Genomic DNA, 26476 nt, shown 5'->3' with positions numbered 1-26476 from the left:
CGTCGCAAATGGCCCATTGTACCCCCGGTTTTCAGCGCGGACAAAAATACCCCGTTTTTGGCCGGTAAAAGGACAAAAATAGCGGGTTGACAGGGTTTGGAAAGAGGCCAAGTGCGACGCCCGTGTGCGAGATTTCCCGACGACCCTCTCAACGTGGTTGCCCGATCCCAGGAAAGCCGAAAGGGCTGTCTCAGGTTCCTCCTGAAACAGCCCTTTCGGCGCAAAATGGGGGTTCGGGGGCCGCTGCCCCCGACCGCCGGAGGCTCGTCTCCTACAGCACGCCCAGTTCGACGAAGCGCAGGTACAGCTCGCGGCTGATCCAGGCATCGGTGGCGGCGTAGACGATCTGCTTGGTGGAGAGCGCCTCGCGCGCCCAGTTGGAGCATTGCGCGCCCTTGCTGATGCGCAGGCCCATGAGGTTGGCGGTGAGGTTGCGCAGGCCGTGGGTGAGCATGTTCATCTTCTTGGCCACGTCGCCCAGGTCCACGAACCCGTGCTCGGTGAACTCGAAGTGTTCGCGCAGGCCTTTCAGGTCGTCGCGCACGGACACGCCGCTCTTGATGATGTGCCGGGCGGCGAGGAGCTCGGCCAGCACGGCCTTGTCCTGCAGCTTGGCAAGCTGGAAGATGTAGACGTTCTTGTGCCCGCAGAGCTGCAGCAGCGCCGGCGGCGGGATGGCGCCCTTGCGGAAGATGGGGCGCGTCTCGGTGTCGAAGCCGAGCAGCTCCTCGTCGAGCAGCACCTTCATGGCCTGGTGCAGCTGGCGGTCGCATTCGACAAAGATTATCTTGCCAACGAAGGCCGTGAGCGGCAGCGCGCCGATCTCCTCGGTGGTGAAGCTGCGCAGGTACTGTTCGGGCAGGGTCGCGCCCTCGCGCACCGGGGCCAGCGGGATGACCACGGGCTTGGGCGTCTTGGGCTGGCGGTTGCGCCTGCCGGACTTGGGGGGCGTCTTGGCGGCTGCTTTGGGTGCGCAGGCTTCCGCCTGTTCGACCTCTGGGGCGGTTTCGGTGTTACTCATGCTCGCGGGTGGTGTTGAAGGAGATTTCCGGCCATTTTTCCTGGGTGTCCTCAAGCCGCCACTGGCTGGGCGCGAGGTAGGCCAGGTTGTCCTCGGCGTCTCTGGCCAGGCTGCCGTGCGCGGCGCGCTCGAAGTCGGCCAGCTTGCGCTTGTCGGCGCAGGTGATGAACCGTGCGCAGGTGTACTGCGCGGGCTCGTAGAGCGCCTCCACGCCGTATTCGTCCTTCAGCCGGGCCATGATGACATCGAACTGGAGCACGCCGACCGCGCCCAGGATGTAGTCGTTGCCCATGAGCGGGCGGAAGACCTGCACGGCGCCCTCCTCGGCCAGCTGGGCCAGGCCCTTCTGGAGCTGCTTGGCCTTGAGCGGGCTTTTCAGGATGACGCGGCGGAAGTGCTCCGGCGCGAAGCTGGGGATGCCGGTGAACTTGAGCGGCTCCTTCTCGCTGAAGGTGTCGCCGATCTTGATGGTGCCGTGGTTGTGCAGGCCGATGATGTCGCCGGGCCAGGCCTCGTCCACGTTGGAGCGGTCCTGGGCCATGAAGATGGTGGCGTTGGAGACGGTGACGTCCTTGCCGATGCGGTGGTGCCTGAGCTTCATGCCGCGGGAGAAGCGCCCCGAGCAGATGCGCAGGAACGCGATGCGGTCGCGGTGGGCCGGGTCCATGTTCGCCTGGATCTTGAAGACCACGCCGGAGAACTCGGGCTCGGCGGGCTCCACCACGCGGGTTGTGGCGGCGCGGGGCTTGGGCTGCGGGGCCAGCTCCACGAAGGCGTTGAGCATTTCCTGCACGCCGAAGTTGTTGATGGCGCTGCCGAAGAACACCGGGGTCTGCTTGCCCGCCAGGTAGCGCTCGCGGTCAAAGGGGTAGCCCGCGCCCTCCACCAGCTCCATGTCGCGTCTCAGGTCCGCGGCCTGGGAGCCCAGGAGCTCGTCCAGGCGCGGGTCGTCCAGGCCCTTGATGACCAGGCCTTCCTGGATCTTGCCGCCGTGGGTGGCGGAGAACAGGTGCAGCTCGTTCTTCAGGATGTTCCAGGTGCCCTTGAAGCTCTTGCCCATGCCGATGGGCCAGGTCATGGCGGCGCACTCGATGCCCAGGCTGTCCTCGATGTCCGAGAGCAGGTCCAGGGGTTCGCGGCCCTCGCGGTCCATCTTGTTGATGAAGGTCAGGATGGGCGTGTCGCGCAGGCGGCAGACCTCCATGAGCTTCTTGGTCTGGGTCTCCACACCCTTGGCCGAGTCGATGACCATGACGGCGGAATCCACGGCGGTGAGCACGCGGTAGGTGTCCTCGGAAAAGTCCTGGTGGCCGGGGGTGTCGAGCAGGTTGATGGCGAAGCCCTGGTACTCGAACTGCATCACCGAGCTGGTGACGGAGATGCCGCGCTCGCGCTCCATGGCCATCCAGTCGCTGGTGGCGTAGCGGGCGGCCTTGCGGGCCTTGACGGTGCCGGCCATCTGGATGGCGCCGCCAAAGAGCAGCAGCTTTTCGGTGAGGGTGGTCTTGCCCGCGTCCGGGTGGCTGATGATGCCAAAGGTCCGGCGGCGGGCGGTCTCGCGGGCGAGGTCTTTTTCAAATGCGGGGTCGGTCACGTGCACTCCAGATTTGGCCCTGCGCGACGAGTCGTGCGCGGCCGAAAAATCGCGGAACCATCCCCCAGATATCGGCAAAGGTCAAGTGTTGCCCTGTCCGCCCGGCAACGGGGGCGGCCCAGGGGTGAGGGGGAGCGGGACGGAGCTTGCTCCGGTTCCCGAGGATTTGCCTGCCGTCGCTGGCGGTTGGGCCTTGGCCCTAGCCGCCGGTCGCCAGCAGGTCCATCATCAAAAGCTGACGGGCGCCCTTCTCGTCGAGGTCGACGCCTGTCCAGATCTTGAACTGCGCCAGGCCCTGCTGCATGAACATCTGCAGGCCCGAGAGCACCTCCACCCCGGCGTTTTTGGCGTCGTTCAGGAGCACCGTGCGCACGGGGTTGTAGACCAGGTCAAACACCAGCCCCACAGCGCCGAACCCGTCGGCGGGCCAGGGCGATTTGGCCTGGTGCTCGCCCTTCATGCCCAGGGGGGTGGTGTTAATGAGGAGCGACCAGGGACGTGCGGCGCGTCCCTCCCACTCCACTGCGGTGATGCCGAAGTCCTTGGCCAGGGCCTGGGCCTTGGCGGCGGTTCGGTTGGCCACGCAGATCTCGCCCACGCCGAGCTCAAGCAGGGCCGCGCAGGCAGCGCGCGCAGCCCCGCCCGCGCCCAGCACCAGGGCGGACTTGAGCGATTCCTTGTACGGTTCGAGCGGCACGGTGATCCCGGCGACGTCGGTGTTGTCGCCCAGGAGCTTGCCCTCCGCCCAGAACAGGGTGTTCACCGCGCCCACGCGCCCGGCGCGCTCGGTGACCCCGTCCAGATATGGCATGACCGCCTGCTTGTGCGGGATGGTCACGCTGACGCCCTTGATGCGCCGTGCGCGCACCTCGGCCATGAAGGCCTTGAGTTTCTTCGGCTCCGTGGGCCAGGCCTCATACTTGCCTGGCAACCCACTGGTGCGCAGCCCCCAGTTGTGCAAGAGCGGGCTCTTGCTGTGGCCCAGGGGCCAGCCGATGATCCCGTATGGCGCGGTCACGAATCGATCTACTTCTTTTTCGGCGCAGCGGGCTTCTTGGCCGCAGGCTTCTTGGCTGCAGGTTTCTTGGCGGCGGGCTTGGCCGGAGCCTTCGCGGGAGCCTTGGCCGGAGCCTTCGCAGGGGCCTTCGCGGGAGCCTTCGCAGGGGCCTTCGCGGGAGCCTTCGCAGGGGCCTTCGCGGGAGCCTTGGCCGGGGCCTTCGCCGGAGCCTTTGCCGGGGCCTTCGCAGGAGCCTTGGCCGGGGCCTTCGCAGGGGCTTTTGCCGGAGCCTTCGCAGGGGCCTTGGCCGGGGCCTTCGCAGGGGCCTTGGCAGGGGCCTTGGCAGGGGCCTTGGCAGGAGCTTTCTTTTCAGCGGCGGGCTTGGCCGGAGCCTTGGCCGGGGCTTTCTTCGCCGGGGCCTTCTTCTCGGCGGCGGGCTTGGCCGGGGCCTTCGGGGCAGATGCGGTTTTCTTGGCCTTTTCGAGCTGCTTCATCGCGTACTCCGCGCCAGTGCGCAGTGCTGTGACGTTGATTGCAACGATCTTGGCTGCCATAACCTCTGCCAGACATTCCTCCACGGTGGAAAGGCGCACCATGCCCGTGGCGGCCACAAACGCCCCGAGCATGATCGTGTTCACCGCGCGCGGATTGCCGACCTTGTCGGCCAGTTCATTGGCCGGAACAAGCACGCTTTTGATGCGACCGCCGCTCTCCACCAGGCCCTCGTCGACGAGGGAGGAGTTGACGATCTGGATGCCGCCGTCCACGAGCCGGGGCTGGAACTTGTCCAGGCTCGGGCGGTTCATGACGATGAGGCTCTTGGGGCGAACGATGATGGGCGAGCCGATCTCCTCGTCGGAGAGCACCACGGTGCAGTTGGCGGTGCCGCCGCGCATCTCCACCCCGTAGACCGGGATGTAGGTCACGTGGAGCTTCTCGCGCATGCCGGCGTAGGCCAGCAGGTTGCCGATCAGAAGAACGCCCTGGCCGCCGAAACCGGCCATGATCACGTCGAGATATCTGCTCATTTGCTCTCTCCTGCGCTGCCGGAAGCGGTCCCAGGGGCGATGAGCGAACCGCAGGTGCCGTCCCCTTCGAGCTCCTTGTACACGCCCAGCGGGAAGTACGGGATCATCTCGTCGGTGATGCGCTTGTTGGCCGCCACCGGGCTCATGCGCCAGTTGGTGGGGCAGCCGGACAAGAGCTCCACGAAGCCGAAGCCCAGGCCCTTTGTCTGGGCCTCGAAGGCCTGGCGCATGTACTTCTTGGCCTGCTTGATGTTCTTCACCGAGTCCAGGCTGCCGCGCGCGCAGAACGCGGTGCCGCCCAGCTGAGCGATGATCTCGGACATGCGGATGGGCGAGCCTTCGCGATCTTGGCAGCGGCCGCCGGGGCAGGTGGTGGTCTTCTGCCCGATGAGCGTGGTCGGGGCCATCTGGCCGCCGGTCATGCCGTAGACGGTGTTGTTGACGAAGACAACGGTGATGCGTTCGCCGCGGTTTGCCGCGTGCATGATCTCGGCCATGCCGATGGAGGCGAGGTCGCCGTCGCCCTGGTAGGTGAAGACGAACTTGTCGGGCCTGGCGCGCTTGATGCCCGTGGCCACTGCCGGGGCACGGCCATGCGGCGACTCCACAGTGTCGACCTTGATGTAGTTGTACAAAAACACGGAGCAGCCGATGGAGCTGGCGGCAACGGTCCTGTCGGCCAGGTCCATTTCGTCCAGCAGCTCGGCCACCATGCGGTGGGCGATGCCGTGGTGGCAGCCGGGGCAGTAGTGCGTGGCGCGGTCGACCAGGGAGGCCGGGCGGGTGAAGACCAGCTCTTCGCCGGCGTTGGTATTGTGCGCGGCGCTCTTTCCCGCCGTGGCCGCCTTGGGCGCGGTTTTAGCCTTGGACATGGTTATTTCCTCCCCAGCGCGCGCAGAATGGGCGCCACAAAGTCATCCGGGCTGGGCATGTTGCCGGGGTAGACGCAGAACAGGTCCGAGTCGGCGTGCTTGCGCACGGCAAGGCGCACGTCCTCCACCATCTGGCCCAGGTTGTGCTCGATGGTCAGGAAGCGCTTGCCCTCGCGCGCCAGCTTGTCCAGGGCCTTCTCCGGGAAGGGGTACAGCGTCTTCGGGCGGAACAGGCCGACCTTCTTGCCCTGCTTGCGCAGGTGGCGCACGGCGTTCTTGGCGATGCGGCCGATGGAGCCGTAGGCCACCACAACCAGCTCGGCGTCCTTGACCTCGAAGGCCTCGAACTCCACCAGGTTCTTCCAGTGCTCGTACTTGGCCTGGAGCTTCATGTTCTGCCCGGCCAGCTCGCCGTCCATGAGGAACAGCGACTTGATGATGCGGTGGGCGCGCGGCTTCTGGCCTTTCTTGAGGCCCGCGCCGGTGCCTTCCAGCCGCCACTCCTTGCCTTCGTCGGGCGCGGCCAGGGTGGGCGCGCAGCGGACGATGGGCTCCTTCATCTGGCCGATGATGGCGTCGCCCAGGACAAGCACCGGGCTGCGGTAGGTGAAGGCCAGGTCAAAGGCCTTGTGGGTCATGTCGTAGGCTTCCTGGGCGCTGGAAGGGGCCAGCACCAGCAGGCGGTAGTCGCCGTGGCCGCCGCCGCGCGTGGACTGGAAATAGTCGCCCTGGCTGGGGCCGATGTCGCCCAGGCCTGGGCCGCCGCGGTTCATGTTCACGATGACCGCCGGGATGTCGCTGCCGGCCATGTAGCTGATGGCCTCCTGCTTCAGGCTCATGCCCGGGGAGGAGGAGCTGGTCATGGCGCGCACGCCGCAGGCGCCGGCGCCCAGCAGCATGTTGGCAGCGGCCACTTCGCTCTCGGCCTGCACGAACTCGCCGCCAGCCTCGGGCATGGCCTTGGACATGAACTCGGGGATGTCGTTCTGCGGGGTGATGGGATAGCCGAAGAAGCAGCGGCAGCCCGCGTCCAGCGCGCCCATGGCGATGGCCTCGTTGCCCTTGACGAAGATGCGCTCGTTGTTGCCTGCCATGTTACGCCGCCTTCTTTTGCTTTTTGCCGCGCCAGACCTCGATGGCCATGTCCGGGCAGATGGTGGCGCAGGAGGTGCAGCCAGTGCAGGTGGCCATGTCTTCGGCGCGCACCTCGGCGACCTTGTAGCCTTGTAAATTTATGCGCTCGCTCTGCCGGATGATCGAAACCGGGCAGACCGTGGTGCAGAGCAGGCAGCCCTTGCAGCGCTCTTCCGTAACCAAGATGCGAGACATCGCAAGACCCCTTCACCGGGCGGCAACCCCGCACCGGTACTAGCAATTTCAGACAATGAGCATGGCATCGCCATAGGAAAAAAACCGATACTCCCGGGCCAGCGCGGCGGCATATGCCTCCATGATGCGCGCACGGCCCGCTAGGGCCGAGACCATAATCAGGAGACTGGATTCTGGCAAATGAAAATTGGTCAGCAACGCGTCCACGACACGAAATTCGTACCCCGGCGTGATGTAGATGTCCGTGTCCCCCGCAAAGGCGCGCACCTCTCCGCAGGCCCTGAACATGCCCTCCAGGCTGCGCGCGCTGGTGGTTCCCACGCAGACCACCGGCAGCCCTTTCGCCTTGGCCGCGCGGATGGCGAGCGCCGTGGCCTCGGGCACCTCCACATGTTCGGCGTGCATCGCATGCTCGCGGATGTCCTGGGCGCGCACCGGGCTGAAGGTGCCGTAGCCCACGTAAAGCGTCACCTCGGCCCAGCCGAAGCCCTTGGCGGCCAAGGCCTCGCGCACCTGCGGCGTGAAGTGCAGACCGGCCGTTGGCGCGGCCACGCTCCCCGCTTTTGCGGCATCGTTGTAGGTGGTCTGGTAGCGCTCGCGGTCACCGGCGTCGTCCTCACGCTCCAGGTACGGCGGCAGCGGCATGTGCCCGATGTCGTTCATGATGCTCTGCAAATCGCCCTGCCACTCCAGGCGCAGGCGGCAGCGGCCGTACTCGCCCCGCTCCAGCAGCACCACCCGCAGGGGCGCGTCGAACTCCGCGGCCTCGCCCTGCTTCATGCGCTTGGCCGTGCGCACCAAGCCTTCCGCCTCGGCGCAGAGCCAGTCTCCCGCATCCGAACAGGCCGTGACCGCGAGCAGGGGCAGCGGCGTCAGCAGCAGCAGCTCCACCCGTCCGCCGGTCTTGCGGCGACCGAACACACGCGCGGGGATCACCCTTGAATTGTTGGCGATTATGAGCGCGCCAGCGGGGAATCTGCGGGCCAGAACCTCGGGCAGGTCGGTGAAATTCAAGTCCATGGGCGGGCCGTTCTGGCCACGATCGAGCACCAACAGGCGCGAGCCGTCACGCGCGTCGGCCGGGCGGCGGGCGATGCGTTCCTGCGGCAGTTCGTACACGTAACTGCCCAGGGAAAAGTCTTGCGGAATGTCCTTGTCGGGGGTGGTCATGTACAAACACTCTTACGTATTCGCTCCCCCAAAGCAAGCATGCCCCCTTCCGAACCGCCGTCTTTCCGCAACCCATTTTCGTGCGACTTTCGTGATCATCGTGAGCGCTGGCGCGCGCTGCGCACCCACCTGCTTCCCGCGCGCTCACCACTTGCTCACGTCCGGTGCACACGCTCATGTGTTTCTCGCTTGCGCGATCCTTTCTTGGCTCATCGGCGGCCTGCGGTAGTTTTCCCTTGATCTTGGCATCAATCCTGGTATGTCGAGTGGATGGAACTGATGGCTCTCAGCGACATTGCGCGACGCACAGGAATTCCCGCACCCACTGCGCGACGCTATGCCGCCCTTTTCAAGGACTATTTTCAAGGTCGCCGCCTTGGACGCATGACGCGCTACCCCGAGGAGGCGGTCGCCGTCTTCCTCCGCGTCAGCGAACTGTATGGTCAGGGCCGGATCACCACGGAGATCGAGGAAATCCTGCAGCGCGAGTTCCCGCGCACCATCGAGGTAGGACCGGCCTCCGAACAGATGGCCCTGCCCGCCGTGCCGCCCGAGCTCGCCATGCTGCCGGGCAATCTCACCGAGATCCTCACCGACGCCCTTTCCGACGCCTTGTCCGAAGCGCTCAACTCTTCCCTCAACCGCTTCGGCGAAACGCTCGACGCCCTAGCCGACCAGAAGTCGAGCCTGGAAGGCCAGAAGTCCGACATCGAGAAGCTCAAGAACGGCTTCGTGCTTCTTGCCCGCAACCTGAAGCGCCTGGCCCGGCGCGACCAGGCCGACACAGTTGCGCAGATCGCACGCATGCAGGAGCGCATGCGCAACATGGAGCCAAAGCTGGCGGTCATGGAAGAGATCACCCTGACCCTGACCAGCGACAACGCCGACCTCAAGGCAAGGCTGTCGGCCCAGGAAGTGGAGCTGCAGCGCCTTCGGGATGACCGCCAACGCCTTGAGGCCATCCTCAAGCGCGTCAGCGGGCTACCCACCTGACCGACCTTCGCGACCTTCTCCGCAACACTTCCCCTTCCCCAACACACCGCATTCCCGTGGTCTGCCCGTTTTCCTAGACAGGCCCTGTGTCACGCATTGAGATTCCTCGCATCTTCATATATGGACAGTCATTATCCATCGAATACCATGCTTATCTCTTAATGGAGGAGCCCGCGATGCACTCATCAATTCTGAAATCCCTGCTCTGCCTTTTTCTGGTCCTGACCTTGAGCGCTTGCTCCGGCATGGCCACAAGGAGTTCCGCAGACTCTGTGCCCACCGCGGGCGGTTCGCAGGCGGAAACCTACGACAACCCCAACTATTACTACCTCTTTGACGACATCCTGATTCCCAACGGCATGGAGCACTCGGGCGATGAGGACTTTTCCTTCGACACCCAGCAGTTCAAGGCCGGCATCCAGATCTTCCAGGGCCGCGTGATCTACGACGACCTCATCAATTTCTTCCTGAACAACATGGTGAAGGACGGCTGGAAGAAGGTCTCCGCCGTGCGCTCCAAGAAGAGCATCCTCATCTTCGAGAAGGCCAACAAGGCGGCCATCATTGAGCTGAACGACGGCTACAAGGCCAAGGCCACCGTGTTCGCCTTCGAGTACAAGGGCGGCACGTACTCCAACTCCAACCGCACCAGCTCGCCCCGTCCCGGCACGGCCAAGGCACCCGCCGGCGCCACCAGCACGTCGCAGGGCAGCTTCTCCGAGAAGGACATCAGCAATTGAGCACCGCGCACCTGCAGTTCTCCTGCTTCCTGGGCAAGCGCGTCCACCTGGGCGTGACCGGAAGCGTCGCGGCCTACAAGAGCCTTGAGCTTTTGCGCCTGCTGCGCCATAGCCAGGTGGCTGTCAGCGCCACCCTTACCGCCTCGGCCCAGCACTTCGTCGGCGCGGAAAGTTTCCGCGCGCTGGGTGCCGATCCTGTCAGCACCGCCATGTTCGGCCCCGGTGCTGGCGATGACCCCTTCGTCCACCTGAGCCCCGGCCAGAACGCCAGCGCGCTGGTCATCGCCCCGGCCACGGCCAGCATTCTGGCCAAGCTGGCCCACGGCATCGCAGACGACCTGCTCTCGACCCAGGCCCTGGCCTTCACCGGTCCGCTCCTGCTGGCTCCGGCCATGAATCCGGCCATGTGGAACGCACCGGCCACCCAGGCCAACTGGAACACCCTGCTGCAGCGTGGCGCCATCGGCATCGGCCCCGTGGTGGGAGACGTGGCCTGCGGCGATACCGGCAAGGGCAAGCTTGCTCCCCCGGCGCATATCCTCGCCCACGTGCTGCGCGCGCTTTCCCCCCACGACCTGGACGGCAAGTCCGTCCTCGTGACCCTTGGCCCCACCCGCGAGGCGTGGGACGCGGTGCGCTATCTGTCCAACCCCTCCAGCGGGCTCATGGGCGCGTGCCTGGCCATGGCCGCGTGGATGCGCGGTGCGCGGGTGCGCGTCGTGGCCGGCCCCACGGCCCTGGACTTCCCGCCTGGGATCGAGGTTATCCCTGTGACCACCGCGCGGGAGATGCTCGACGCCTGCCAGAGCCTTTGGCCCGACACCGACCTGGCCTGCTGCACTGCCGCCGTGTGCGACTTCCGGCCGCTGCTGCCGGAGAGCGCCGACCCATCTCGCAAGATCAAGAAGCGCGACATGGCAACCGGCGATCTTCTCATGCGCCTCACCGAGAACCAGGACATCCTGCGCACTCTGGGCGAGCAGAAACGTTCGGACCAGATTCTCATAGGCTTTGCCGCCGAGACCGAAGACCTTGTCGGCCAGGCGCGGCTCAAGCTGAACGAGAAGAACCTGGACCTCATTGTGGCGAATCTGGTGGGAGTTCCCGGCAGCGGCTTTGATTCCGCAACCAACACTGTCACCGTGCTGGACCGTACTGGCCGCGTGGAACAATGGCCGGAACTGGCCAAGACGGAGGTCGCGTGGCGCGTCTGGGATCTTTTGCGGCATCTGTAGACCTGCCCGAGGCCATGCACCCCTGGCGCGCCGCCGGGCTTGAAGCACTGTTCCTGCCCGACGGACTCGAAGCGCTGGAGCCTGCGGCTACGGCTGCAGCCTCGCCCGCGGAATCGGCAACCCAGCCCCAGGCCTCCGCTCCGGCAACCGACCTTGATTGGCCCGAGCCGTGGCGAGCCATCGCCGCGCGCCTGCGCACCAAGCCTCAGATCATCATCACTTATGCATCGCTCACGGCGGATGTGACGGGCACGGCAGCCCCGGCCCGGCGCAAGCTGTTCCAGTCCATCCTGGCCTACATGGCCTGGCCCCAGGGCACCAGCCTCTTCTGGCCCTGCACGGATGCGCCCGACGCTCCTCAGCTCGCCCGCAATGTCTTCCTCAACGGGGCGCTCAGCTTCGGCGTCTCGCATATCGCGTGCTTCGGTGCCGAGGCCGCGCACGTATGCCAGGCGCTGTTTCCTCCTGGCGCCGGTGATCCCGACATCCAGGTGATCGCGCTGCCGGAGCCTGAAGCCCTCATCGACCTCTTGCCGCACGAACTGCACCGAGCCGTTGCCGCGCTCAAGGCCTTGCAGCTCGCGTGAGCCTTGCCTTTGCCCCGCTCACCGGGTACATCTTCCCGCTCGAACCGAACCAACGACAACCACAGGACGCCGCAATGAAGGTACTTGTCACCGGAGCCGCCGGATTCATAGGATTCCACCTCTCTCGCCGCCTGCTTTCCATGGGAGCAGAGGTCGTTGGCCTTGACTGCATCAACGACTACTATTCCGTCGAGATCAAGCATGCCCGCCTGGCCATGCTGACCCCGGATCCGAAATTCACCTTCGCCAAGCTCGACCTGGCCGACAACGACGGCGTCGCCAAACTTTTCAAAGACCACGGCTTCACCCACGTGGTGAATCTGGCGGCGCAGGCTGGTGTGCGCTACTCCATCGAGAACCCCCGCGCCTACATCGACTCCAACGTCGTCGGCTTCCTGAACATCCTTGAGGGCTGCCGCCATAACAAGGTCGGGCACCTGGCCTACGCGTCGTCCTCTTCCGTTTACGGCATGAACACCACCATGCCACTCAGCGTTCACGACAACGTGGACCACCCCATGAGCCTCTACGCGGCCACCAAGAAGTCCAATGAGCTCATGGCCCACACGTACAGCCACCTGTACGGCCTGCCCACCACCGGCCTGCGCTTCTTCACGGTGTACGGGCCCTGGGGCCGTCCGGACATGGCCCTGTTCCTGTTCACCAAAGCAATCCTAGCGGGCGAGCCCATCAAGGTCTTCAACCACGGAAAGATGAAGCGCGACTTCACCTACATCGACGACATCGTCGAGGGCGTTGTCCGGGTCACCATGCACACCGCCCAGCCCAACCCCGAGTGGACCGGCGCCAAGCCGGATCCGGCCACCAGCACCGGCCCGTTCCGCATCTACAACATAGGCAACAACAGCGTTGTTGAACTCTCCCACTACATCGAAGTCCTTGAGAATTGCCTCGGCAAAAAGGCCATCAAGGAATACCTGCCCATGCAGATGGGCGACGTTCCCGCCACCATCGCCAACGTGGACGACCTTGTGCGCGACGTTGGCTTCAAGCCCAACACCCGCATCGAGGACGGCATCGCCCGCTTCGTGGACTGGTATCGGGACTACTTCAAAATCTAGCCCGCTTTTTTCTCCACCTTTCGCACTCGCGTCTTGATTTTCCCGTCAGCGGGAAGTACCTTGCGCTCTCAGTAGCTGCATCGGCGAAAACACCGGGCCTCAAACCTGGTGTTTCACGTGAAACACACCGAGATCCTTCCGGAGGCCTGAGTGGCACGCAGAATAGTTGTGGCAAACCAGAAGGGCGGAGTGGGCAAAACCACCACCGCAGTGAATCTTGGGGCATCCCTGGCCGTTATGGAAAAGCGTGTTCTCCTGGTGGACTGCGATCCGCAGGGTAACGCCTCGAGCGGCCTCGGCTTCTACCCGGGCGACGAGCGCCCGAACGTCTACACCGCGCTGTTCGATCCGGACAATGTCCGCGACTGCATCGTCCAGACGGCCATCCCGTTCCTTTCGCTGATTCCGGGGACTCAGGACCTGGTCGGAGCGGAGATTGAGCTGGCGGACAAGCTGGGGCGCGAGTACTACGTGCGGGACCTGCTGGCGCCGCTGGAAGACGAGTACGACTACATCATCATCGACTGCCCTCCGTCTCTAGGCATCCTGACCGTAAACGCCCTGTGCGCCGCGCGGGAACTGCTGGTGCCGCTCCAGTGCGAATATTACGCGCTGGAAGGGTTGTCTCAGCTGCTTATGACGTTTGAGCTGGTGAAGAAGCGGTTGAACCCGGACCTGCGAGTGCTTGGCGTGGTGCTAACCATGTACGACCAGCGCAACAAGCTGTCCTGGCAGGTCAAGCATGAGGTAAGAAAGGCGCTGCCGCAACATTTGTTCGAAGTCATCATCCCGAGGAACGTGCGCCTCAGCGAGGCGCCGAGCTTCGGCAAACCCGTCATCACCTACGACATCCGCTCAAGCGGCGCCGAGGCCTACATGGCTCTTGCGCAGGAGGTCACGCGCAGCACAGTGCGTGACTAGTCGCGGCTAGGAGGCTCTTCCCTTGTTCCGGACACTCTTCTCCGGGGCATAGGGAACGGCTTCTATCTTAATGGTGTCGTAGAAGTGGCGCTTGATGATGCGTGCCTGACAGGAGAGGCAGCGGAAGGAAACAAGGCCGCCCATGTTGGCGGCGGTGAGCATGAACTTGCGTGGCGTGTCGCGCTCCCAGTCGGCGGACTCGTTGCCGCAGAGCGGACAGGAGCAGTCGAGGTCCACGGGATACTTGAAGTCCCAGTGGACGACCAGCGCCCTCCAGTCGTCAAGGGGCTCCGGCTGGACGGGCTCGGCAGCAGGGGGAGCGAACTGCTGGAGTACCGCATCGCGAACGGCGGCCCATACTTCTGGTCCGAGAAGAGCGCCGAGGGGTTGGCCCTGGGCATCGAAGATTTCCTGAAAGCCGGGGGTGTCGTGGGTCTGGCTCATGGCATGTACTCCTTGGCGTTGGCGTGGTGCCCTTATAGTGAGCACACGCGGACATGGCAAGGAACAAACACGAAACCGACGCAGACATCTTACGTCAGCGCTTGGACGAATGGATATCTGGAGGAATGGGCATGGCCATAGGTCAAAGAGGGCTGGGACGCGGACTTGACGCACTGCTGGGGAGCATCCGGCCGGAATCGGTGAACACGGCGGAGGTGCGGCTCATCCCCATTTCCACCATCGTTCCGAACCCGCACCAGCCGCGCAAGGAATTTGACCCTCAGGCACTGGAGGATTTGTCGGCCTCCATCAAAGTCCAGGGTGTGCTGCAACCCATCCTTGTTCGCCCCCTGGGCGACGGCAAGGAAGGCTACGAGCTGGTGGCGGGCGAACGCCGCACACGTGCCTCCAAAATGGCCGGCCTGAAGGAGATCCCCGCGCTTGTACGAGCGCTGACGGACATGGAAACCCTTGCCATCGCGCTCATCGAGAACCTGCAGCGCGAGGACCTGAACGCCATCGAAGAAGCCCGCGGCTTTCAGCAGCTGCTCAAGGACTTCGGCCTGAACCAGGAAGAGCTGGCGCGCCAGGTGGGAAAAAGCCGCTCGGCCCTGGCGAATTCGCTTCGATTGCTCAACCTTCCCGATGACATCCAGGCCGATATACAGGCCGGTGTGCTCACGGCAGGGCACGGACGAGCCATCATGGCCGTGGACGAGGAGTCCTGCCATGATCTGTTCCAGCGCATCAAGGAGTTCAACCTTTCCGTGCGCCAGGCCGAAGCCGAAGCCAGCTTCTTCAAGGAAAACGGTAGATTGGCAGAGCCGGAGGAGCTGTATGGCAGCGTCAAGCCACGTGGCAAGGCCGTTCGCGGCGCGCGCAATGGTGGCAAGAGCGGGGTAGAGATGGACGAGGCTGTTCGCGACATTCAAACGCGCCTCGCGGAACACCTCGGCATCACAGTAAAAATTTCCGGCACCCAGGACAAAGGCGTGCTCTCGCTCTCGTACAAGTCTCTGGAGCAGTTGACGCAACTGGCGCAAACCCTTGGCCTGGTAACGCTCTAAGATTACGTTAATCACCAGATCATCATCATTGCTAACGCACTGAAAACTAAACGCTTAGCGCATGCGCACAACGAAAACCAGCTCCGTCGCAGAGGTCTGATGATCACACAAGATATGCTCTCATTGGTTGATCGCTTGGCGGGTCGGCGCGTGATGATCGTGGGTGACGTCATGCTTGATCACTACACCTTCGGTTCGGTCACGAGGATCTCGCCCGAGGCGCCAGTGCCCGTCCTGCAAGTGTCTGACGAGCAGTACCGCCTTGGCGGCGCCGGGAACGTCGCGCGAAACATCGTGGCCCTTGGTGGTCAGGCCATGATGATCGGGGTGGCCGGGACGGATCAGGATGGCCAGACGCTCACCACACTCTTGAACGAAGCCGGCGTCAGCACGGATCTGGTTCACGATGATCGCCGCCGTACAACACGCAAGACCAGGATCATCGCCCAGAATCAACAGATCGTCAGGGTCGACCGCGAGCACACCGAACCGCTCTCCAAGACGGTCGTTGGAACCTTGCTGGAGAAAGTCCGTGCACACGCGCAAGGCCACGACATTATTGTCGTTTCAGACTATGGCAAAGGGGTTGTGACCAGGGCGCTCATGGACGGATTGCGGGCGCTCAGAAGCCAATCAGGGGCTGCACCGCGTATCCTTGTCGACCCCAAGCCCTGCAACTACGACCTGTACCGTGGCGTTGACATCCTGACCCCCAACGCCAAGGAAGCCTCCGAAGGAGCCGGGTTGCCCGTCACCGGACCGCAAGGCCCTGGTCCAGCCGCCGCGGCGCTCTTTAAGCGCCTGGCCTGCGCACACCTGCTCATCACCCTGGGCGCGGAGGGCATGGCCCTGTTCCATTCTCCACAAAAAGCCCAGAAGATACCGACCTTTGCGCGCAAAGTGTTTGACGTCACCGGCGCCGGCGACACGGTCATCGCCACGCTGGCCCTTGGCCTGGCCGCCGGGGCGGACCTGCTCTGCGCCGCAGTGCTGGCCAACCATGCGGCCGGGGTTGTCGTTGCCCAGGTTGGGGCGGCCACAGCCTCGCCCCAGGCCCTGCGCGAGGCCATCACGAGCAACCCGGAACTGCCCATCGATACCCTCGTTCTCAAGGACCAACAGGGCCAGGGCTGAAGGCCCAAGTGTTCCTCGGAGCCGCCGCCATGCCCGGGCCTGTCCGCAAGTCGACCGCAACGGAATCCAACACACTTGGCACCGCGGTAAAGCAGGCCGAAAAGTTGTCTGGGAAGAGCCTGGCGTCACGCCAAACAGCTCTTTCTGTGGGGCTTGCCAGCCTGTTGGCGGTGACGGCGACCTGTTCCGCTTTCGCGGCCGAGCCCGCGCAATCCAGCGTGGGCGAGAGCTACATCTTCAACACCGTTGCAGGCGCTGACAATCCATCAGGCCCAGATCAAATCGCCAGCAGCCACCTGGGTCAAGACCATCTGAACCAGGATGAGCTGCTTGATCCGTCGTCGCGCCTCTGGGCGGGCGCCCAGGCCCTGAGGCTGCGCCTGGAACGCTCCAGCACCCTGCTCGCCACCAACGTCATTGCCGCCAGCGGAGACGCCGAAGCCGCGGCCGCGAGCCATGCCGACGGGACCATCCAACTCTTTGGCGCGGGAAACTGCAGCAGCGTCTCCATGCCTGACGGGCACCCAGCCTATGCGCTCGCGCTTTCTCGAGAAGGCGGAGCGCTTGCCGCGTGGGCTCAGGGCGTGAATAGTCTCGTCGTCTTCGACCTTCGAAGGCCAGACTGCCCGCACGTCAGCAGCGAAACGGCCCTGCGCGGGCAGATCAGCCTGAGCCTGAGCCCCACTGGCGCGTTCATTGCGGCCCAGGATGAGGAAGGGCGAATCTGGGTCGGACCCCGAGGCGGGGAAATGCGCGTGGCCGCGTCGCTTCCCGGAAGCCCCGCCGCCATCGGCTTTTCAGGGGGCGAAGGCGTGCTGCTCGTGCTCGACGCCAACGGCCAAGGTGGCGCCTGGAACCCGCGCACAGGCAAGGCGTTACGCAGGATTTCTGTGCCGGGTGGTCCGTTCGTGCGCGGGGACTTTCAAGGCATGGAGGCCAGGCTCTGGACAAGAGACGGGCGCCTCTTGCGCTGGGACATGCTTCACAACAGCGCGCCAACGACTGAATTTTCGCCTGGAGAGGCCCTCTCGCGCCAAAAGGGCGGTTGGCTGGAACTCCGGGGTGCGGATGTGTACTTCTCGCGCCCTGGGCTGTCCTGGAAGGTTTCGCCCAGCTATGATCCGCGACCGCCGTCGCTCTCCGTTTCAGTACATGCAGGCTGCCTGCGCCTTTCGGACGTAGACGGCAATGTGCGCTATTACGACGCACGCCAGGGTCAAGAGCGGGAGCAGTGCTTTGCGGAGGATTGGGTGCCCGTTGCGGTTCGACCTGACGGCACAGCAGAAATTCCCGGTTTGCGCCTGCGCCTTTTCGACACTCAGCCTAGCGCCGACGGCCATAGCAACGTCAATACCAGAGCGCTTTCCGAGACAGAAGTATACGTCTGGACGGACCGCCCGGCGCAGCTGGAAATTCGTGTTTCGGCGCCGACAGCGAACTCCATGCGGCTATTAAAGAATGTTGGAGAAGCGCGCACATCCGCAATGAGGCTTATTTCGCCGCAATTGCGCGAAGGCATAGCGGAGCATTCAAGGACACGGTCCATTCCGCTGGAATGATTTTAGCGGAATTCCGCCGGTTATGGTTTACGCCACGGACAGTATTGGATACAGAAATATCAAGAAATCCGCATTCGGCTACAGGAGGTCCAAATGACCAAAAGCTCTGGCGCGAGAAAATCCGGCCTGAATACCGCGATCACTAGCCTGGGAGTGGCGAAAATACCGACGCCCTTGCACTATTGCCGCTACATCGGGCAGGAGGAAGAGCTTGAAATCAGCCTGACCGAAGAGGAGGCCGACCTCCTGGGTGCCGTGCGTGGCCCCATGCGCTTTGAAAAGGCTGGTCCGCGCGGCAAGCTCTATTTCGACTCCTCCAAGGTCAAGTGCGCCATCGTCACCTGCGGCGGCCTCTGCCCGGGCATCAACGATGTCATCCGCGCCATCGTCATGGACGCCCACCACCACTACCACGTCGCCTCGGTCATCGGCATCCGCTACGGGCTCCAAGGCTTTATCCCAAAATACGGGCACGACATCATGGAGCTGACGCCGGACAAGGTCTCGAGCTTCCATGTGTTCGGCGGCACGGAGCTGGGGTCGTCTCGCGGACCGCAGCCCGCGGATGAGATCGTGGACGCGCTGGAGCGCATGAACATCAACGTGTTGTTCATGATCGGCGGGGACGGCACCATGAAAGCCGCCGCCAACATCGTCAAGGAAATCAAAGCGCGCAACTCGCGCATCAGCGTCATAGGCATCCCAAAGACCATCGACAACGACATCAACTTCGTGGGCAAGTCCTTCGGCTTCGACACCGCCGTGGAAAAGGCCACGGAAGCCATCGCCTGCGCCCATGTGGAGGCCGTAGGAGCCTACAACGGCGTCGGCATCGTCAAGCTCATGGGGCGCGAGTCCGGGTTCATCGCCGCACAGGCAACCCTGGCGCTCAAGGAAGTGAACTTCGTGCTGGTTCCCGAGAGCCGTTTCAGCCTGGACGGCCCCGACGGGCTGCTGTTCCAGCTGGAGCAACGCCTGCGCAAGCGTCGCCACGCGGTCATCGTCGTGGCCGAGGGCGCTGGCCAGCATCTCTGCGAGGCCAGCGGCAGGACGGACGCCTCCGGAAACCCTGTGCTCTGCGACATCTGCACCATCCTCATCAGCCGCATCAAGGAGTACTTCAAGGCCAGGGAGATGGAGGCCACCATCAAGTTCATCGACCCGAGCTACATCATCCGCTCCGTGCCCGCCAACGCCAATGACCGCGTCTATTCGGGCTTCCTGGGGCAGAACGCCGTTCACGCGGCCATGGCCGGGAAGACGGGCATGGTGGTCAGCCGGTTGCAGTCGCGCTACGTCCACGTGCCGCTGGAGCTGGTGACCAGCAAGCGCAAGATGCTCAACATCGATTCGGACTACTGGCGCGCCGTGGTGGAATCCACTGGCCAGGAGGACTTTGGCGCGCACGCGGTGCAGTACTGCGAGAAGCCCGAAGGCTAGGCCCCAAGCGCCCGAGACCACAAAAAAAACGCCCGGCTAACCGGGCGTTTTGCTTTTGCCATGAAGGGCAGTGAGGCTAGTCTTCGTTCACCGCGGTGGAGAACTGCGCGTGCTCGCCCACGGTCTTGAGGGCGTCCTCGGCCTGGAGGGCCATGCACAGAAGCTCGTGCAGATCACACACCGGAAGCTCGACGGTGAAGGCGCCATTGTCGCAGATGACCGTCTCGCCCTGCTCGTCCAGGGTATAGGCGCGGCGTTCGCGGCTCTCGCCCGAGGCGGCGATGATGCCGTAGCCCACGCGGCCCTGGGCGGTGCGGTACAGCTTCTCAACGGTGAGCAGTCCCGTGCTGGTGCTGAAGTGGATGTCCTCGGCCACCAGGCTCGCCGTCATGGCGATGGGCTTCCCGAAGTCGTTCGGCAGCGTGATGGGCCGGGCCGGGGTCGGCTGACCGGAAAAACCCGTGGGCGTCTGGTTCATGCTCACTCCTCATCTCCGAACGGCAGGATATATTGCCGTGATTTGGCTCTGGAAGGCTCTGGCCGCCAGTGCCGCCAACCGCGCGAAACATACTCGTGCAGCGCTCCCTCGGTGACGCGCCACTGTGTTCCCACCCGTATCGCGACAAGCGTGCCGTCCTGCACCAACCTATACGCCGTTCTGGGGTGGATGCGCAAGATGCTAGCGACCTCCTTGAGTGTCAGGAGTCGCGGCAAGACCGGGCTTGCATCGTGCGCATGCACATCATTGTCTATCATAGAACACCGATGTATGTGGTTATGCACCCGTTGTCAAAGAATGTCAACGGATGTCACAAAACAACACGAAAAGTCTTCGAAATGATGCGAAGTCAGGAGGTAAGGTCGCGAGCGCGAAAGCTTTCAGATAAGAAGGTGCGGTTCAAATGGAGAGGGCAACGGGAGAAAATCAGAAGGAGTTGTTGTCCTGCCTGGGCCAAAGGCCTTTGTAGCCGTAGCACAGGTAATAATAGAAAGGCCGCACGGGAACGTTGCGGTAGGTCGAAACGTAGCGGTAGGGCCCGGAGACGGAGTCGAACATGTCCGCGAGGACCGGCGGCATCCCCGCGGCATCTCCTTTCAGCACGAGCACGGCATCCCAGCCGAGCTTGCCCTCTGGGCCGCCCCAGAGATCATACTGGTTCATGCGGCGGCCATCCCACCAAAGGCAGTAGGTGCGCGGCTGCCCGGGCAGGTAAAAAGCCAAAGAAGCGGTGATGTCATACACATCGCTCATGAAGAATACGCGCTTGGGGTCGGGGAAGCGCTGCTCGGCAAGCTGCCCCATGCGATCACCCATGTCTTCCCACCCTTTGAGGCGGTGCGCCGGGTTGATTGAAGCGGGGATTGGCAAAAGCTGATGGAGGTGCAGAAACAGCATCAACACGACGCTGGCAACGCCGCCAGCAGCGAGAAGACGCGTCGTCCGGAGCGATGGGCTCGAGTCCAGCAGGCGCTGAAGCTCAAGGGCCCCCAGGATGGTTCCCGCCACGAAACTCACAGTGTTCCAGTTGGCCAGGACCTTGGTGTGCAGGCTCCAGGTCAGGAAAAAAACCGTCATGGGCCAGAAAAAGAGAACCAGCAAGGCAGACTGGGCAAGTGAAGTGCCGTAGTCCTTGTTGATGTTCGTTGCGGAAGCGGGCGACTGGAACATGATCCAGACCTGGCGGACAGCACCGAAGCCGGCAACGAGCGTCAGCCAGAACCACCAGGGCAGCGCGAAACCAAGCTGGGCGCCGACGTATTCAGGCACGCGCGACAGGCGGAAGAGTTTTTCGGCTCCCTTCCCGGAAACCCCGATGAGGTACAGGACGTGCTTGTAGCCTACAAAGCCGTTCTGCATGTTCCAGATGAGCGTTGGCAAGAAGCCGATGAGAATGCCGAGTGCCAGCGCAAGGGTGAGCCGTGGCCAAAAACGGCGCTGAAGAACGCCTGCGCGATGGAGCACCAGGCCATAGGCTACGGCCAGCCCGGCAAAGCCGAGCATGGTGTACTTGGCCAGAATGCCGACCCCGAAAGCGGCCGTGAGGAGCGCAAAAGGCCAAACACCGCGGTCACGCCCGGTGTCGTCGGGGGTGGCGGCGGCGTAGAGCGAAGCCATGGCCACGGTCCAGCAGAGAACAAAGGGATTGTCCGTGGTCATGAGGATGCCGAGCGCCAGGAAAAGCGGCGACACGGCAGCCAGGAACACGGCGAACACAGCCAACGTCGGGCGTTTCCAAAGGTCGGCGACAATCCACCACAACAGCATCGGAAAGGCAGCGGCCCCAACGATTGAGCCCATGCGCACGCCGAGCTCCGTGTTGCCGAAGAGAGTAGTGAACGCGGAGATGATCCAGGCGATGAGGGGGCCCTTGGAATAGTATGTTAGCTGGAGGTGGCGGGTCCAATCCCAGTACTGGGCCTCATCCTGCACAAGACCAAGCTGGCCGGTGGCCACAAACCAAAGGCGCAGAAGGGTCGGAACGGCAATGAGCCAAAACACCCAGCGACGCGGGTGTGCTTTGATGGAAGCTGAGAGCGTAACGAGGTTCATGCCGTCTCCCTAGGGTGCCGGGAATGCGGGCATACCGTCGGCCACGCGCACGGCCGAGACGATGACATCCTTGCCGTAGAAAAGGTCCGGGGAGGTGATCACGTCTGCGATGAAGCGGTTGTAGGCGCGGTTAAGGGGACTGGTCTTGTCGTGTTCCTCGGCGTGGGGCTTGTGCGAAAGCAGGGCATGGAGGGTGGCGGCGCGAATGACGGGCCGCAGTGGCGCCAGCAAGCGATCAGAGGCTGAAAAATAGCTGCTGGACACGCCAGTGACCGCAAAACCGCTCTTGCGCAGGAAATAGTCCATCTCAGGGTAGCCGATGAGGTTGATGTGCGCCTCGCCAAAGGCGACGTCCAGGTTGATGGGCGACTTCATGCCCCTGTAGAAGCCGGAGAGCAGGTGAAAGAGCCGCGAGCGGATCTGCAAGCGGTTGGGGAAGGTCATCACCAGGCGTCCGCCCGGGGTCAACAGGCGCTGAAACTCGCGCAGGGTGTGCGGCACGCTCTCCACGTGCTCAATGACCTCGCGGCAGAGAATGACGTCAAAGCCGGCGGTGTCGAAAGGCAGAGCCACATTCAGGTCAGCCTCGACCTCCTGGACGCCGGGAATGCCCTGCGTGCGGTAGTTGGAGATGACGACCTTGTGGCCCTGGTCGGCCAACTGGCGGGAAAGATAGGCGGATCCAGCGCTGGATTCGTAGATCCGCAGGCATGCGCCTGGACGTGAAAGCTCCGGCGCCAGGGCCAGCATGACGGCGTCCTTGGCAATGTCGCGTACGTGCTTTTTGACAGTTTGACCGCCAAGCGTGATGTCCTGGTACCTGCTCATGCGTGTGATTCAACCTCTGGCGCTGTGGCGCGTGCGTAGATTCCTAGCCCGCGATCGCCAGTTTGGCAAGGAAGGCCGGAAACGCGAAGAACTTAATGTATGTACTGTGGTATGTTAGTAAAAAGCTTTGTCGTGTAGGTGATCATTTTATCCATGATCCAGGGAAAGGCCAAAATGAGGGCCACAAACATGGCAACAAGCTTCGGCACAAGTGAAAGCGTGGCGTCCTGAATCTGCGTAGCCGCCTGGAACACGCTGATGACGACGCCAACCACAAGGCCAACACCCATCATGGGCAGACAGATGACAAGCGTCAGCTCCATCGCCTCGCGGGCAAAACCCACAACGAATTCAGGTGTAATGGCCATGCGCGCCTCGTCAGCTGAAGGAGTTGACTAGGGAGCCGATGAGGAGGCTCCAGCCGTCAACCAGGATGAACAGCAGGATCTTGAACGGCAAAGCGACCATTGCTGGCGGCAGCATCATCATGCCCATGGAGAGCAAGATGCTGGCGACCACCATGTCCAGAATAAGGAACGGGATGTAGATAAGGAAGCCGATGGAAAAGCCTGTCTTGAGCTCGCTGATGGTGTAGGCTGCCACCAGGAGGATGGTGGACACCTGCTCCTTGTTCTGCGGGCGCTCTTCCTTGCTGATGGAGTAGAAGATCGACAGGTCTTTCTCGCGCGTGTGCTTGAACAGGAAGGCGCGAATGGGCACCTGGGCCTTGTCCAGGGCCTCCTTGAAGCCGATGCGCTCCTCCAGATAGGGCTGCAAGGCCTCGTCGTTCACATTCTTGATGATGGGGCCCATGATGATGACGGTCATGAACAGGGCCAGGGAGGCCAGGATCTGGTTCGGCGGCATCTGCGGGGTGCCCATGGCCTGCCGCAGGAAGTGGAACACGATGATGATGCGCGTGTACGAGGTCATGGTCAGTACGATGGACGGAGCCAGCGTCAGCACCGTGAACAGGAACATCAATTCCAGCGCGATGGAGACACGGCCGGGTTCGCTCTGCCCGGCGGAGAGCTGCATGGTCAGGGAAGGGACATTCGGCGACGCCGCGGGAGCGGCGGCCTGAGCGAGAGAAGGCAGAAGGACGAAAAGGAAGAGCAGGCCCAGCACGAGCCCCAGGCCGGAGAGGTTAGCGCGGCTGGCGCTCGCCAGGGGCGAAAAGCAGCGGGCCATCGCCGCCTTCAGGGCTGACGGGCTTGACGGGCTTGACGGGTTCGTCTGAGCTGCCCCCATTGTCAGCGGCAGGCTCAGGGCTGTCCTTGCGCCAGGCGAGCAGATCGGCAAAGATTTTAGGGTCATCGGCTTCCTTCTTGGCTGCTGGCGCTGTCTGGGGCGTAGGAAGTTCCGCAAGGGTAGTGATGGAGCCTTCAGTCACGCCGATGACCAGCGTGCGGTCCGCCACGCGGATGACGGCCACCCGCTGCCGGGAGCCAAGAGACATCTGCGCGATGACGCCCAGGTCCACACGCTCGATTGGAGTGCGCGAGATTCCTGGCAAAAACCGCTTGAGCAGCCACACCACAAAAAAGAGCAGGCCCACGATGCACGCGAGCGCCACAACCATTTTCACGATGTCAAAAAAAAGCTGATCAGGCAAGCTGCTTGACCCTCTCAATGGGGCTGATGATGTCGGTGAGGCGGATGCCGAACTTCTCGTTGATGACCACGGCCTCGCCGCGCGCAACGAGCTTTCCGTTGACGAAGATTTCAAGCGGTTCGCCCGCGAGCTTGTTCAGCTCAACGACAGAGCCTTGGCCAAGCTGCAAAAGCTCATTGATCAAGAGGCGCGTGCGGCCCAACTCGGCGGAAACCTCAAGCGGAATGTCCAGAATAAAGTCCAGGTCGCGCTTGGTGCCGGGGTTCTGCTTCTGGGCCTTGTGCTCGGCCGTCATGTCCCGGAACTCGGGCTCATGGGTCTGCGTGCGCAGGTAGGCCTGTTCCTTCTCTTTCTTGACGTCGTCCACTTCCTGGGTGGCGAGGGCCTTGGCCCACTCCTCGGCAAGCGCGTCGTCAGGCGCGGAACCGCCTGCGGCATCGTCCCCGGCGGCGCCGCTTTCTTCCTTCATCAAGGCGTCGGCCCATTCCTGGGCCAGGGCGTCCTGGTCTTTGTCATCGGCCATGCTGACCTCTCAGTGTGAAGTTGAAGCGTTCGCAGCCGCGCTCGGCGCGATTTGCTCCCGTGGTCCTGTCACTATTGCAAAACCCATGCACAAGCAAGGGCAACCCCATAATCGCACGGCCCAGACTACTGAATCACTATCTCGGTGATGTAGACCCGAGAAACCTTCTGCTCGCCAAGCACCAGCGTCAAACGCTCGACGATCTCCTTCTTGAGCAGGATCTTGTTCTCAATGCTGGCGAGGTCGTCATATGTCTTGCTCGACAAGAGCAAGATGAGGGAGTCCTTGATTTTCGGCATATTCTTGGTGAGCTCGTCCGAAGCCGACTTGCTGCTGACCTCGATGTCCAGGGCAAGCTTCAGGTAGCGCCGACCCTGTGGATCGGCCAGGTTCACCAGAATTGGCGGCAGGCTAACCAGCTCGGCTCCGCCAGCGTCAGCGGCCTTCTCGCCTTTGCCACCCTCGCCAGGCTTGGCCTCGCCGTTGCCGCCCTCGGCAGGCTTGGCCTCGCCATGACCGCCAGCCTCGGCCTTCTGCTCCGTGGCGTTGTCGCCAGCGGCAGCGGCCTTCTTGCCCATCCACCACTTGTAGCCAAAGAATCCGCCCGCACCCAGCACCGCCAACAGCACAACGCTGATGACGATGATGATGATCAGCTTCTTCTTGGACTTCTTAGGAGCCTCGCCGTCAATGGCAAGATCGTCGGCCGGCTCAGCATCTGCTTTCTTCGCCACGTGAAAACCGCCTTGTTATCAATGCAGCCGGGCTTTCCGGCAACGATCCGTTACTGTTCCGGATACCTTATCGGCCTGCATCAAGAAAAGGTATAGCCAAATCTTCCAGAAGAACGCAAGCAACGATGCCAGGGCCAGTGCCCGCGTACCCCAAGCAGCACCCCGACCGCCCCCGGCTGCGTTAGCCGGCTCTTCCCCTGCACCAGCAAATACGCTACCTCAGTGCCGCAAGGAATAGCGCACGGGGAGGCTTCATGTTTCGGGACATTCCGCAGGCCATCGAGGTCACGCAAGGTCATTTGAAGGCGCTGGCCGCCTGGCGAAGCGCACAAGGCGTCGGCAGCCGCCGCATGACCCAGGTCAGCCCGGAGACGGGCAAACTGCTTGCGCTGCTGCTGGCCGGCTGCCCCCCAGGCGAAGCGGCGGAACTGGGCACCGGCGGCGGGCTCTCCGCGCTGTGGCTGGTCCTGGCATGCCGCACCACAGGACGCACACTCACCACCTTTGAGCTGGACCCGGCCAGGGCGGAACTCGCCCGCCAAAGCTTCTCCGCCGCAGACGTTCTCGACGTGGTTAAACTGGTGGAAGACGACGGCCTGAACGGCCTGAACACCCTGTCCACGCTTGCCTTCTGCTTCATCGACGGCGATCCCGACCAGGCCCGCGACGCCTTCGAGCTTGCACTCCCCAAAATCGCCCAGGGCGGACTCGTCTGCGTCGCGCTGCCCCCAGGCATGCCCACCAACGTCCTCGTGGACCGCAAAGATGCCGAAACAGGCCAAACCACCCCGCACGACTCCATACACGCCATCTTCCGGCGCTTCCTGTTCGACGCGGAAATGGACCCGCGCGTCGACGCCGTCATCCTGCCCGTTGGCTCCGGCCTGCTCATCTGCCGCAAAGTCTGACAACCCACCGGAGCCGGAGCCTGAACCAGGGATGCCTCCGGCGGCCAGGGGTGCTGCCCCTGGACCCCGCCGAGGGCCTGAGGCCCCCGGACCCCCCAATGGGG

At 63.3% G+C, this 26476-nt stretch carries 28 protein-coding genes and 1 pseudogene; 11 read left to right on the top strand and 18 right to left on the bottom strand.

Translation table 11 applies throughout. The features are described 5' to 3' along the window. Positions 1 to 271: 271 nt before the first annotated feature. The 8 genes and pseudogenes from RDU24_RS14060 to queA form a co-directional block, all read right to left on the bottom strand. Positions 272 to 1021: a 3'-5' exonuclease gene (locus RDU24_RS14060; protein WP_308736406.1), complete on the bottom strand. Its 750-nt coding sequence runs from the start codon at positions 1019 to 1021 to the stop codon at positions 272 to 274. Further along, on the bottom strand, positions 1014 to 2615 hold the full coding sequence (locus RDU24_RS14055; protein WP_308736405.1) for a peptide chain release factor 3: 1602 nt from the start codon (positions 2613 to 2615) through the stop codon (positions 1014 to 1016). Before RDU24_RS14055 ends, RDU24_RS14060 begins: the two co-directional genes overlap by 8 nt. A 199-nt stretch (positions 2616 to 2814) precedes the next feature. Beyond that, positions 2815 to 3633 carry a shikimate dehydrogenase gene (gene aroE, locus RDU24_RS14050; protein WP_308736404.1) on the bottom strand — a complete coding sequence of 273 codons (819 nt, stop codon included), beginning with the start codon at positions 3631 to 3633 and terminating at the stop codon, positions 2815 to 2817. 473 nt (positions 3634 to 4106) lie between these two features. Further along, positions 4107 to 4640 (bottom strand): annotated as a pseudogene (locus RDU24_RS14045) (2-oxoacid:acceptor oxidoreductase family protein); the annotation flags it as partial. Beyond that, positions 4637 to 5512 carry a thiamine pyrophosphate-dependent enzyme gene (locus RDU24_RS14040; protein ID WP_308736403.1) on the bottom strand — a complete coding sequence of 292 codons (876 nt, stop codon included), beginning with the start codon at positions 5510 to 5512 and terminating at the stop codon, positions 4637 to 4639. The pseudogene RDU24_RS14045 and the gene RDU24_RS14040, both read right to left, overlap by 4 nt. Positions 5513 to 5514: 2 nt before the next feature. After that, a complete protein-coding gene (locus RDU24_RS14035; RefSeq protein WP_308736402.1) occupies positions 5515 to 6606 on the bottom strand; it encodes a 3-methyl-2-oxobutanoate dehydrogenase subunit VorB in 1092 nt (363 codons plus the stop codon). 1 nt (position 6607) lies between these two features. Then, positions 6608 to 6841: a 4Fe-4S binding protein gene (locus tag RDU24_RS14030; RefSeq protein ID WP_308736401.1), complete on the bottom strand. Its 234-nt coding sequence runs from the start codon at positions 6839 to 6841 to the stop codon at positions 6608 to 6610. A 48-nt stretch (positions 6842 to 6889) separates the two neighbouring features. Further along, on the bottom strand, positions 6890 to 8011 hold the full coding sequence (queA, locus tag RDU24_RS14025; RefSeq protein WP_308736400.1) for a tRNA preQ1(34) S-adenosylmethionine ribosyltransferase-isomerase QueA: 1122 nt from the start codon (positions 8009 to 8011) through the stop codon (positions 6890 to 6892). Between the two features lie 279 nt (positions 8012 to 8290). Between queA and RDU24_RS14020 the strand changes: the two genes are divergently transcribed. The 6 genes from RDU24_RS14020 to RDU24_RS13995 all read left to right on the top strand — a co-directional run bounded on the left by RDU24_RS14020 (position 8291) and on the right by RDU24_RS13995 (position 13569). Next, the gene (locus tag RDU24_RS14020; RefSeq protein WP_308736399.1) at positions 8291 to 9004 is read left to right on the top strand and encodes a hypothetical protein; all 714 of its coding nucleotides are present in this window, start codon (positions 8291 to 8293) and stop codon (positions 9002 to 9004) included. A gap of 176 nt (positions 9005 to 9180) precedes the next feature. Further along, positions 9181 to 9744, top strand: a complete 564-nt coding sequence (locus tag RDU24_RS14015) for a hypothetical protein (RefSeq protein ID WP_308736398.1) — start codon at positions 9181 to 9183, stop codon at positions 9742 to 9744. Beyond that, positions 9741 to 10979, top strand: a complete 1239-nt coding sequence (gene coaBC, locus RDU24_RS14010; protein ID WP_308736397.1) for a bifunctional phosphopantothenoylcysteine decarboxylase/phosphopantothenate--cysteine ligase CoaBC — start codon at positions 9741 to 9743, stop codon at positions 10977 to 10979. Before RDU24_RS14015 ends, coaBC begins: the two co-directional genes overlap by 4 nt. Next, a complete protein-coding gene (locus RDU24_RS14005) occupies positions 10946 to 11566 on the top strand; it encodes a hypothetical protein (protein WP_308736396.1) in 621 nt (206 codons plus the stop codon). Before coaBC ends, RDU24_RS14005 begins: the two co-directional genes overlap by 34 nt. Positions 11567 to 11640: 74 nt before the next feature. Further along, entirely contained in the window at positions 11641 to 12648 is a 1008-nt protein-coding gene (locus tag RDU24_RS14000; RefSeq protein ID WP_308736395.1) for an NAD-dependent epimerase, read from the top strand. Positions 12649 to 12798: 150 nt separating this feature from the next. Next, on the top strand, positions 12799 to 13569 hold the full coding sequence (locus RDU24_RS13995; RefSeq protein WP_308736394.1) for a ParA family protein: 771 nt from the start codon (positions 12799 to 12801) through the stop codon (positions 13567 to 13569). A gap of 6 nt (positions 13570 to 13575) precedes the next feature. Here RDU24_RS13995 and RDU24_RS13990 read toward each other — a convergent pair whose 3' ends face one another. Continuing rightward, the gene (locus tag RDU24_RS13990) at positions 13576 to 14013 is read right to left on the bottom strand and encodes a hypothetical protein (protein WP_308736393.1); all 438 of its coding nucleotides are present in this window, start codon (positions 14011 to 14013) and stop codon (positions 13576 to 13578) included. A 131-nt stretch (positions 14014 to 14144) separates the two neighbouring features. On the opposite strand from RDU24_RS13990, the gene RDU24_RS13985 reads away from it, so the two are divergent. The 4 genes from RDU24_RS13985 to RDU24_RS13970 all read left to right on the top strand — a co-directional run bounded on the left by RDU24_RS13985 (position 14145) and on the right by RDU24_RS13970 (position 19213). Further along, positions 14145 to 15080 (top strand): ParB/RepB/Spo0J family partition protein, encoded by a 936-nt coding sequence (locus RDU24_RS13985; RefSeq protein ID WP_308736392.1) that lies wholly within the window; start codon positions 14145 to 14147, stop codon positions 15078 to 15080. Positions 15081 to 15179: 99 nt separating this feature from the next. Beyond that, on the top strand, positions 15180 to 16214 hold the full coding sequence (gene rfaE1, locus RDU24_RS13980) for a D-glycero-beta-D-manno-heptose-7-phosphate kinase (protein WP_308736391.1): 1035 nt from the start codon (positions 15180 to 15182) through the stop codon (positions 16212 to 16214). A 29-nt stretch (positions 16215 to 16243) separates the two neighbouring features. Continuing rightward, on the top strand, positions 16244 to 17773 hold the full coding sequence (locus RDU24_RS13975) for a WD40 repeat domain-containing protein (RefSeq protein WP_308736390.1): 1530 nt from the start codon (positions 16244 to 16246) through the stop codon (positions 17771 to 17773). A gap of 93 nt (positions 17774 to 17866) precedes the next feature. Next, entirely contained in the window at positions 17867 to 19213 is a 1347-nt protein-coding gene (locus RDU24_RS13970) for an ATP-dependent 6-phosphofructokinase (protein ID WP_308736389.1), read from the top strand. A gap of 76 nt (positions 19214 to 19289) precedes the next feature. On the opposite strand, the gene RDU24_RS13965 is transcribed toward RDU24_RS13970, so the two are convergent. The 9 genes from RDU24_RS13965 to RDU24_RS13925 form a co-directional block, all read right to left on the bottom strand. Next, on the bottom strand, positions 19290 to 19691 hold the full coding sequence (locus RDU24_RS13965; RefSeq protein ID WP_308736388.1) for a hypothetical protein: 402 nt from the start codon (positions 19689 to 19691) through the stop codon (positions 19290 to 19292). 2 nt (positions 19692 to 19693) lie between these two features. Next, positions 19694 to 19969: a helix-turn-helix domain-containing protein gene (locus RDU24_RS13960; protein WP_308736387.1), complete on the bottom strand. Its 276-nt coding sequence runs from the start codon at positions 19967 to 19969 to the stop codon at positions 19694 to 19696. A 169-nt stretch (positions 19970 to 20138) separates the two neighbouring features. Beyond that, positions 20139 to 21764 (bottom strand): glycosyltransferase family 39 protein, encoded by a 1626-nt coding sequence (locus RDU24_RS13955; RefSeq protein WP_308736386.1) that lies wholly within the window; start codon positions 21762 to 21764, stop codon positions 20139 to 20141. A 9-nt stretch (positions 21765 to 21773) separates the two neighbouring features. Then, the gene (locus RDU24_RS13950; RefSeq protein ID WP_308736385.1) at positions 21774 to 22592 is read right to left on the bottom strand and encodes a class I SAM-dependent methyltransferase; all 819 of its coding nucleotides are present in this window, start codon (positions 22590 to 22592) and stop codon (positions 21774 to 21776) included. Between the two features lie 92 nt (positions 22593 to 22684). After that, positions 22685 to 22954, bottom strand: coding sequence for a flagellar biosynthesis protein FliQ (gene fliQ / locus RDU24_RS13945; RefSeq protein WP_308736408.1), 270 nt, complete (start codon positions 22952 to 22954; stop codon positions 22685 to 22687). 16 nt (positions 22955 to 22970) lie between these two features. Further along, on the bottom strand, positions 22971 to 23783 hold the full coding sequence (fliP, locus tag RDU24_RS13940; RefSeq protein ID WP_374989781.1) for a flagellar type III secretion system pore protein FliP: 813 nt from the start codon (positions 23781 to 23783) through the stop codon (positions 22971 to 22973). Then, complete coding sequence (gene fliO, locus RDU24_RS13935; protein ID WP_308736384.1) at positions 23740 to 24207, bottom strand: flagellar biosynthetic protein FliO; 468 nt, start codon at positions 24205 to 24207, stop codon at positions 23740 to 23742. The genes fliP and fliO overlap by 44 nt, the downstream gene beginning before the upstream one ends. Then, positions 24200 to 24730, bottom strand: coding sequence for a flagellar motor switch protein FliN (fliN, locus tag RDU24_RS13930; protein WP_308736383.1), 531 nt, complete (start codon positions 24728 to 24730; stop codon positions 24200 to 24202). Before fliN ends, fliO begins: the two co-directional genes overlap by 8 nt. Before the next feature lie 125 nt (positions 24731 to 24855). Then, the gene (locus RDU24_RS13925; RefSeq protein WP_308736382.1) at positions 24856 to 25464 is read right to left on the bottom strand and encodes a flagellar basal body-associated FliL family protein; all 609 of its coding nucleotides are present in this window, start codon (positions 25462 to 25464) and stop codon (positions 24856 to 24858) included. A gap of 254 nt (positions 25465 to 25718) precedes the next feature. Between RDU24_RS13925 and RDU24_RS13920 the strand changes: the two genes are divergently transcribed. Next, positions 25719 to 26372 (top strand): O-methyltransferase, encoded by a 654-nt coding sequence (locus RDU24_RS13920; protein ID WP_308736381.1) that lies wholly within the window; start codon positions 25719 to 25721, stop codon positions 26370 to 26372. Positions 26373 to 26476: the final 104 nt, after the last annotated feature.

The sequence above is a fragment of the Humidesulfovibrio sp. genome, from assembly GCF_031082295.1.
Lineage (GTDB): Bacteria > Desulfobacterota > Desulfovibrionia > Desulfovibrionales > Desulfovibrionaceae > Humidesulfovibrio.
The sequence above is the reverse complement of the archived record's forward strand: the minus strand, read 5'-3'. Positions and strand labels throughout refer to the sequence as shown.

What these genes read in the sequence shown, in the direction of transcription:
- rfaE1 (WP_308736391.1), top strand. Translation starts at nt 15,180, where the DNA reads ATGATCACACAAGATATGCTCTCATTGGTTGATCGCTTGGCGGGTCGG.
- RDU24_RS13955 (WP_308736386.1), bottom strand. Translation starts at nt 21,764, where the DNA reads ATGAACCTCGTTACGCTCTCAGCTTCCATCAAAGCACACCCGCGTCGC.
- fliN (WP_308736383.1), bottom strand. Translation starts at nt 24,730, where the DNA reads ATGGCCGATGACAAAGACCAGGACGCCCTGGCCCAGGAATGGGCCGAC.
- RDU24_RS14040 (WP_308736403.1), bottom strand. Translation starts at nt 5,512, where the DNA reads ATGTCCAAGGCTAAAACCGCGCCCAAGGCGGCCACGGCGGGAAAGAGC.
- RDU24_RS13990 (WP_308736393.1), bottom strand. Translation starts at nt 14,013, where the DNA reads ATGAGCCAGACCCACGACACCCCCGGCTTTCAGGAAATCTTCGATGCC.
- RDU24_RS13920 (WP_308736381.1), top strand. Translation starts at nt 25,719, where the DNA reads ATGTTTCGGGACATTCCGCAGGCCATCGAGGTCACGCAAGGTCATTTG.
- RDU24_RS13965 (WP_308736388.1), bottom strand. Translation starts at nt 19,691, where the DNA reads ATGAACCAGACGCCCACGGGTTTTTCCGGTCAGCCGACCCCGGCCCGG.
- RDU24_RS14060 (WP_308736406.1), bottom strand. Translation starts at nt 1,021, where the DNA reads ATGAGTAACACCGAAACCGCCCCAGAGGTCGAACAGGCGGAAGCCTGC.
- RDU24_RS14035 (WP_308736402.1), bottom strand. Translation starts at nt 6,606, where the DNA reads ATGGCAGGCAACAACGAGCGCATCTTCGTCAAGGGCAACGAGGCCATC.
- queA (WP_308736400.1), bottom strand. Translation starts at nt 8,011, where the DNA reads ATGACCACCCCCGACAAGGACATTCCGCAAGACTTTTCCCTGGGCAGT.
- fliP (WP_374989781.1), bottom strand. Translation starts at nt 23,783, where the DNA reads ATGGCCCGCTGCTTTTCGCCCCTGGCGAGCGCCAGCCGCGCTAACCTC.
- RDU24_RS13970 (WP_308736389.1), top strand. Translation starts at nt 17,867, where the DNA reads ATGACCAAAAGCTCTGGCGCGAGAAAATCCGGCCTGAATACCGCGATC.
- RDU24_RS13960 (WP_308736387.1), bottom strand. Translation starts at nt 19,969, where the DNA reads ATGATAGACAATGATGTGCATGCGCACGATGCAAGCCCGGTCTTGCCG.
- RDU24_RS13985 (WP_308736392.1), top strand. Translation starts at nt 14,145, where the DNA reads ATGGCCATAGGTCAAAGAGGGCTGGGACGCGGACTTGACGCACTGCTG.
- RDU24_RS14015 (WP_308736398.1), top strand. Translation starts at nt 9,181, where the DNA reads ATGCACTCATCAATTCTGAAATCCCTGCTCTGCCTTTTTCTGGTCCTG.
- RDU24_RS14030 (WP_308736401.1), bottom strand. Translation starts at nt 6,841, where the DNA reads ATGTCTCGCATCTTGGTTACGGAAGAGCGCTGCAAGGGCTGCCTGCTC.
- RDU24_RS14020 (WP_308736399.1), top strand. Translation starts at nt 8,291, where the DNA reads ATGGCTCTCAGCGACATTGCGCGACGCACAGGAATTCCCGCACCCACT.
- RDU24_RS14000 (WP_308736395.1), top strand. Translation starts at nt 11,641, where the DNA reads ATGAAGGTACTTGTCACCGGAGCCGCCGGATTCATAGGATTCCACCTC.
- RDU24_RS13950 (WP_308736385.1), bottom strand. Translation starts at nt 22,592, where the DNA reads ATGAGCAGGTACCAGGACATCACGCTTGGCGGTCAAACTGTCAAAAAG.
- RDU24_RS13975 (WP_308736390.1), top strand. Translation starts at nt 16,244, where the DNA reads ATGCCCGGGCCTGTCCGCAAGTCGACCGCAACGGAATCCAACACACTT.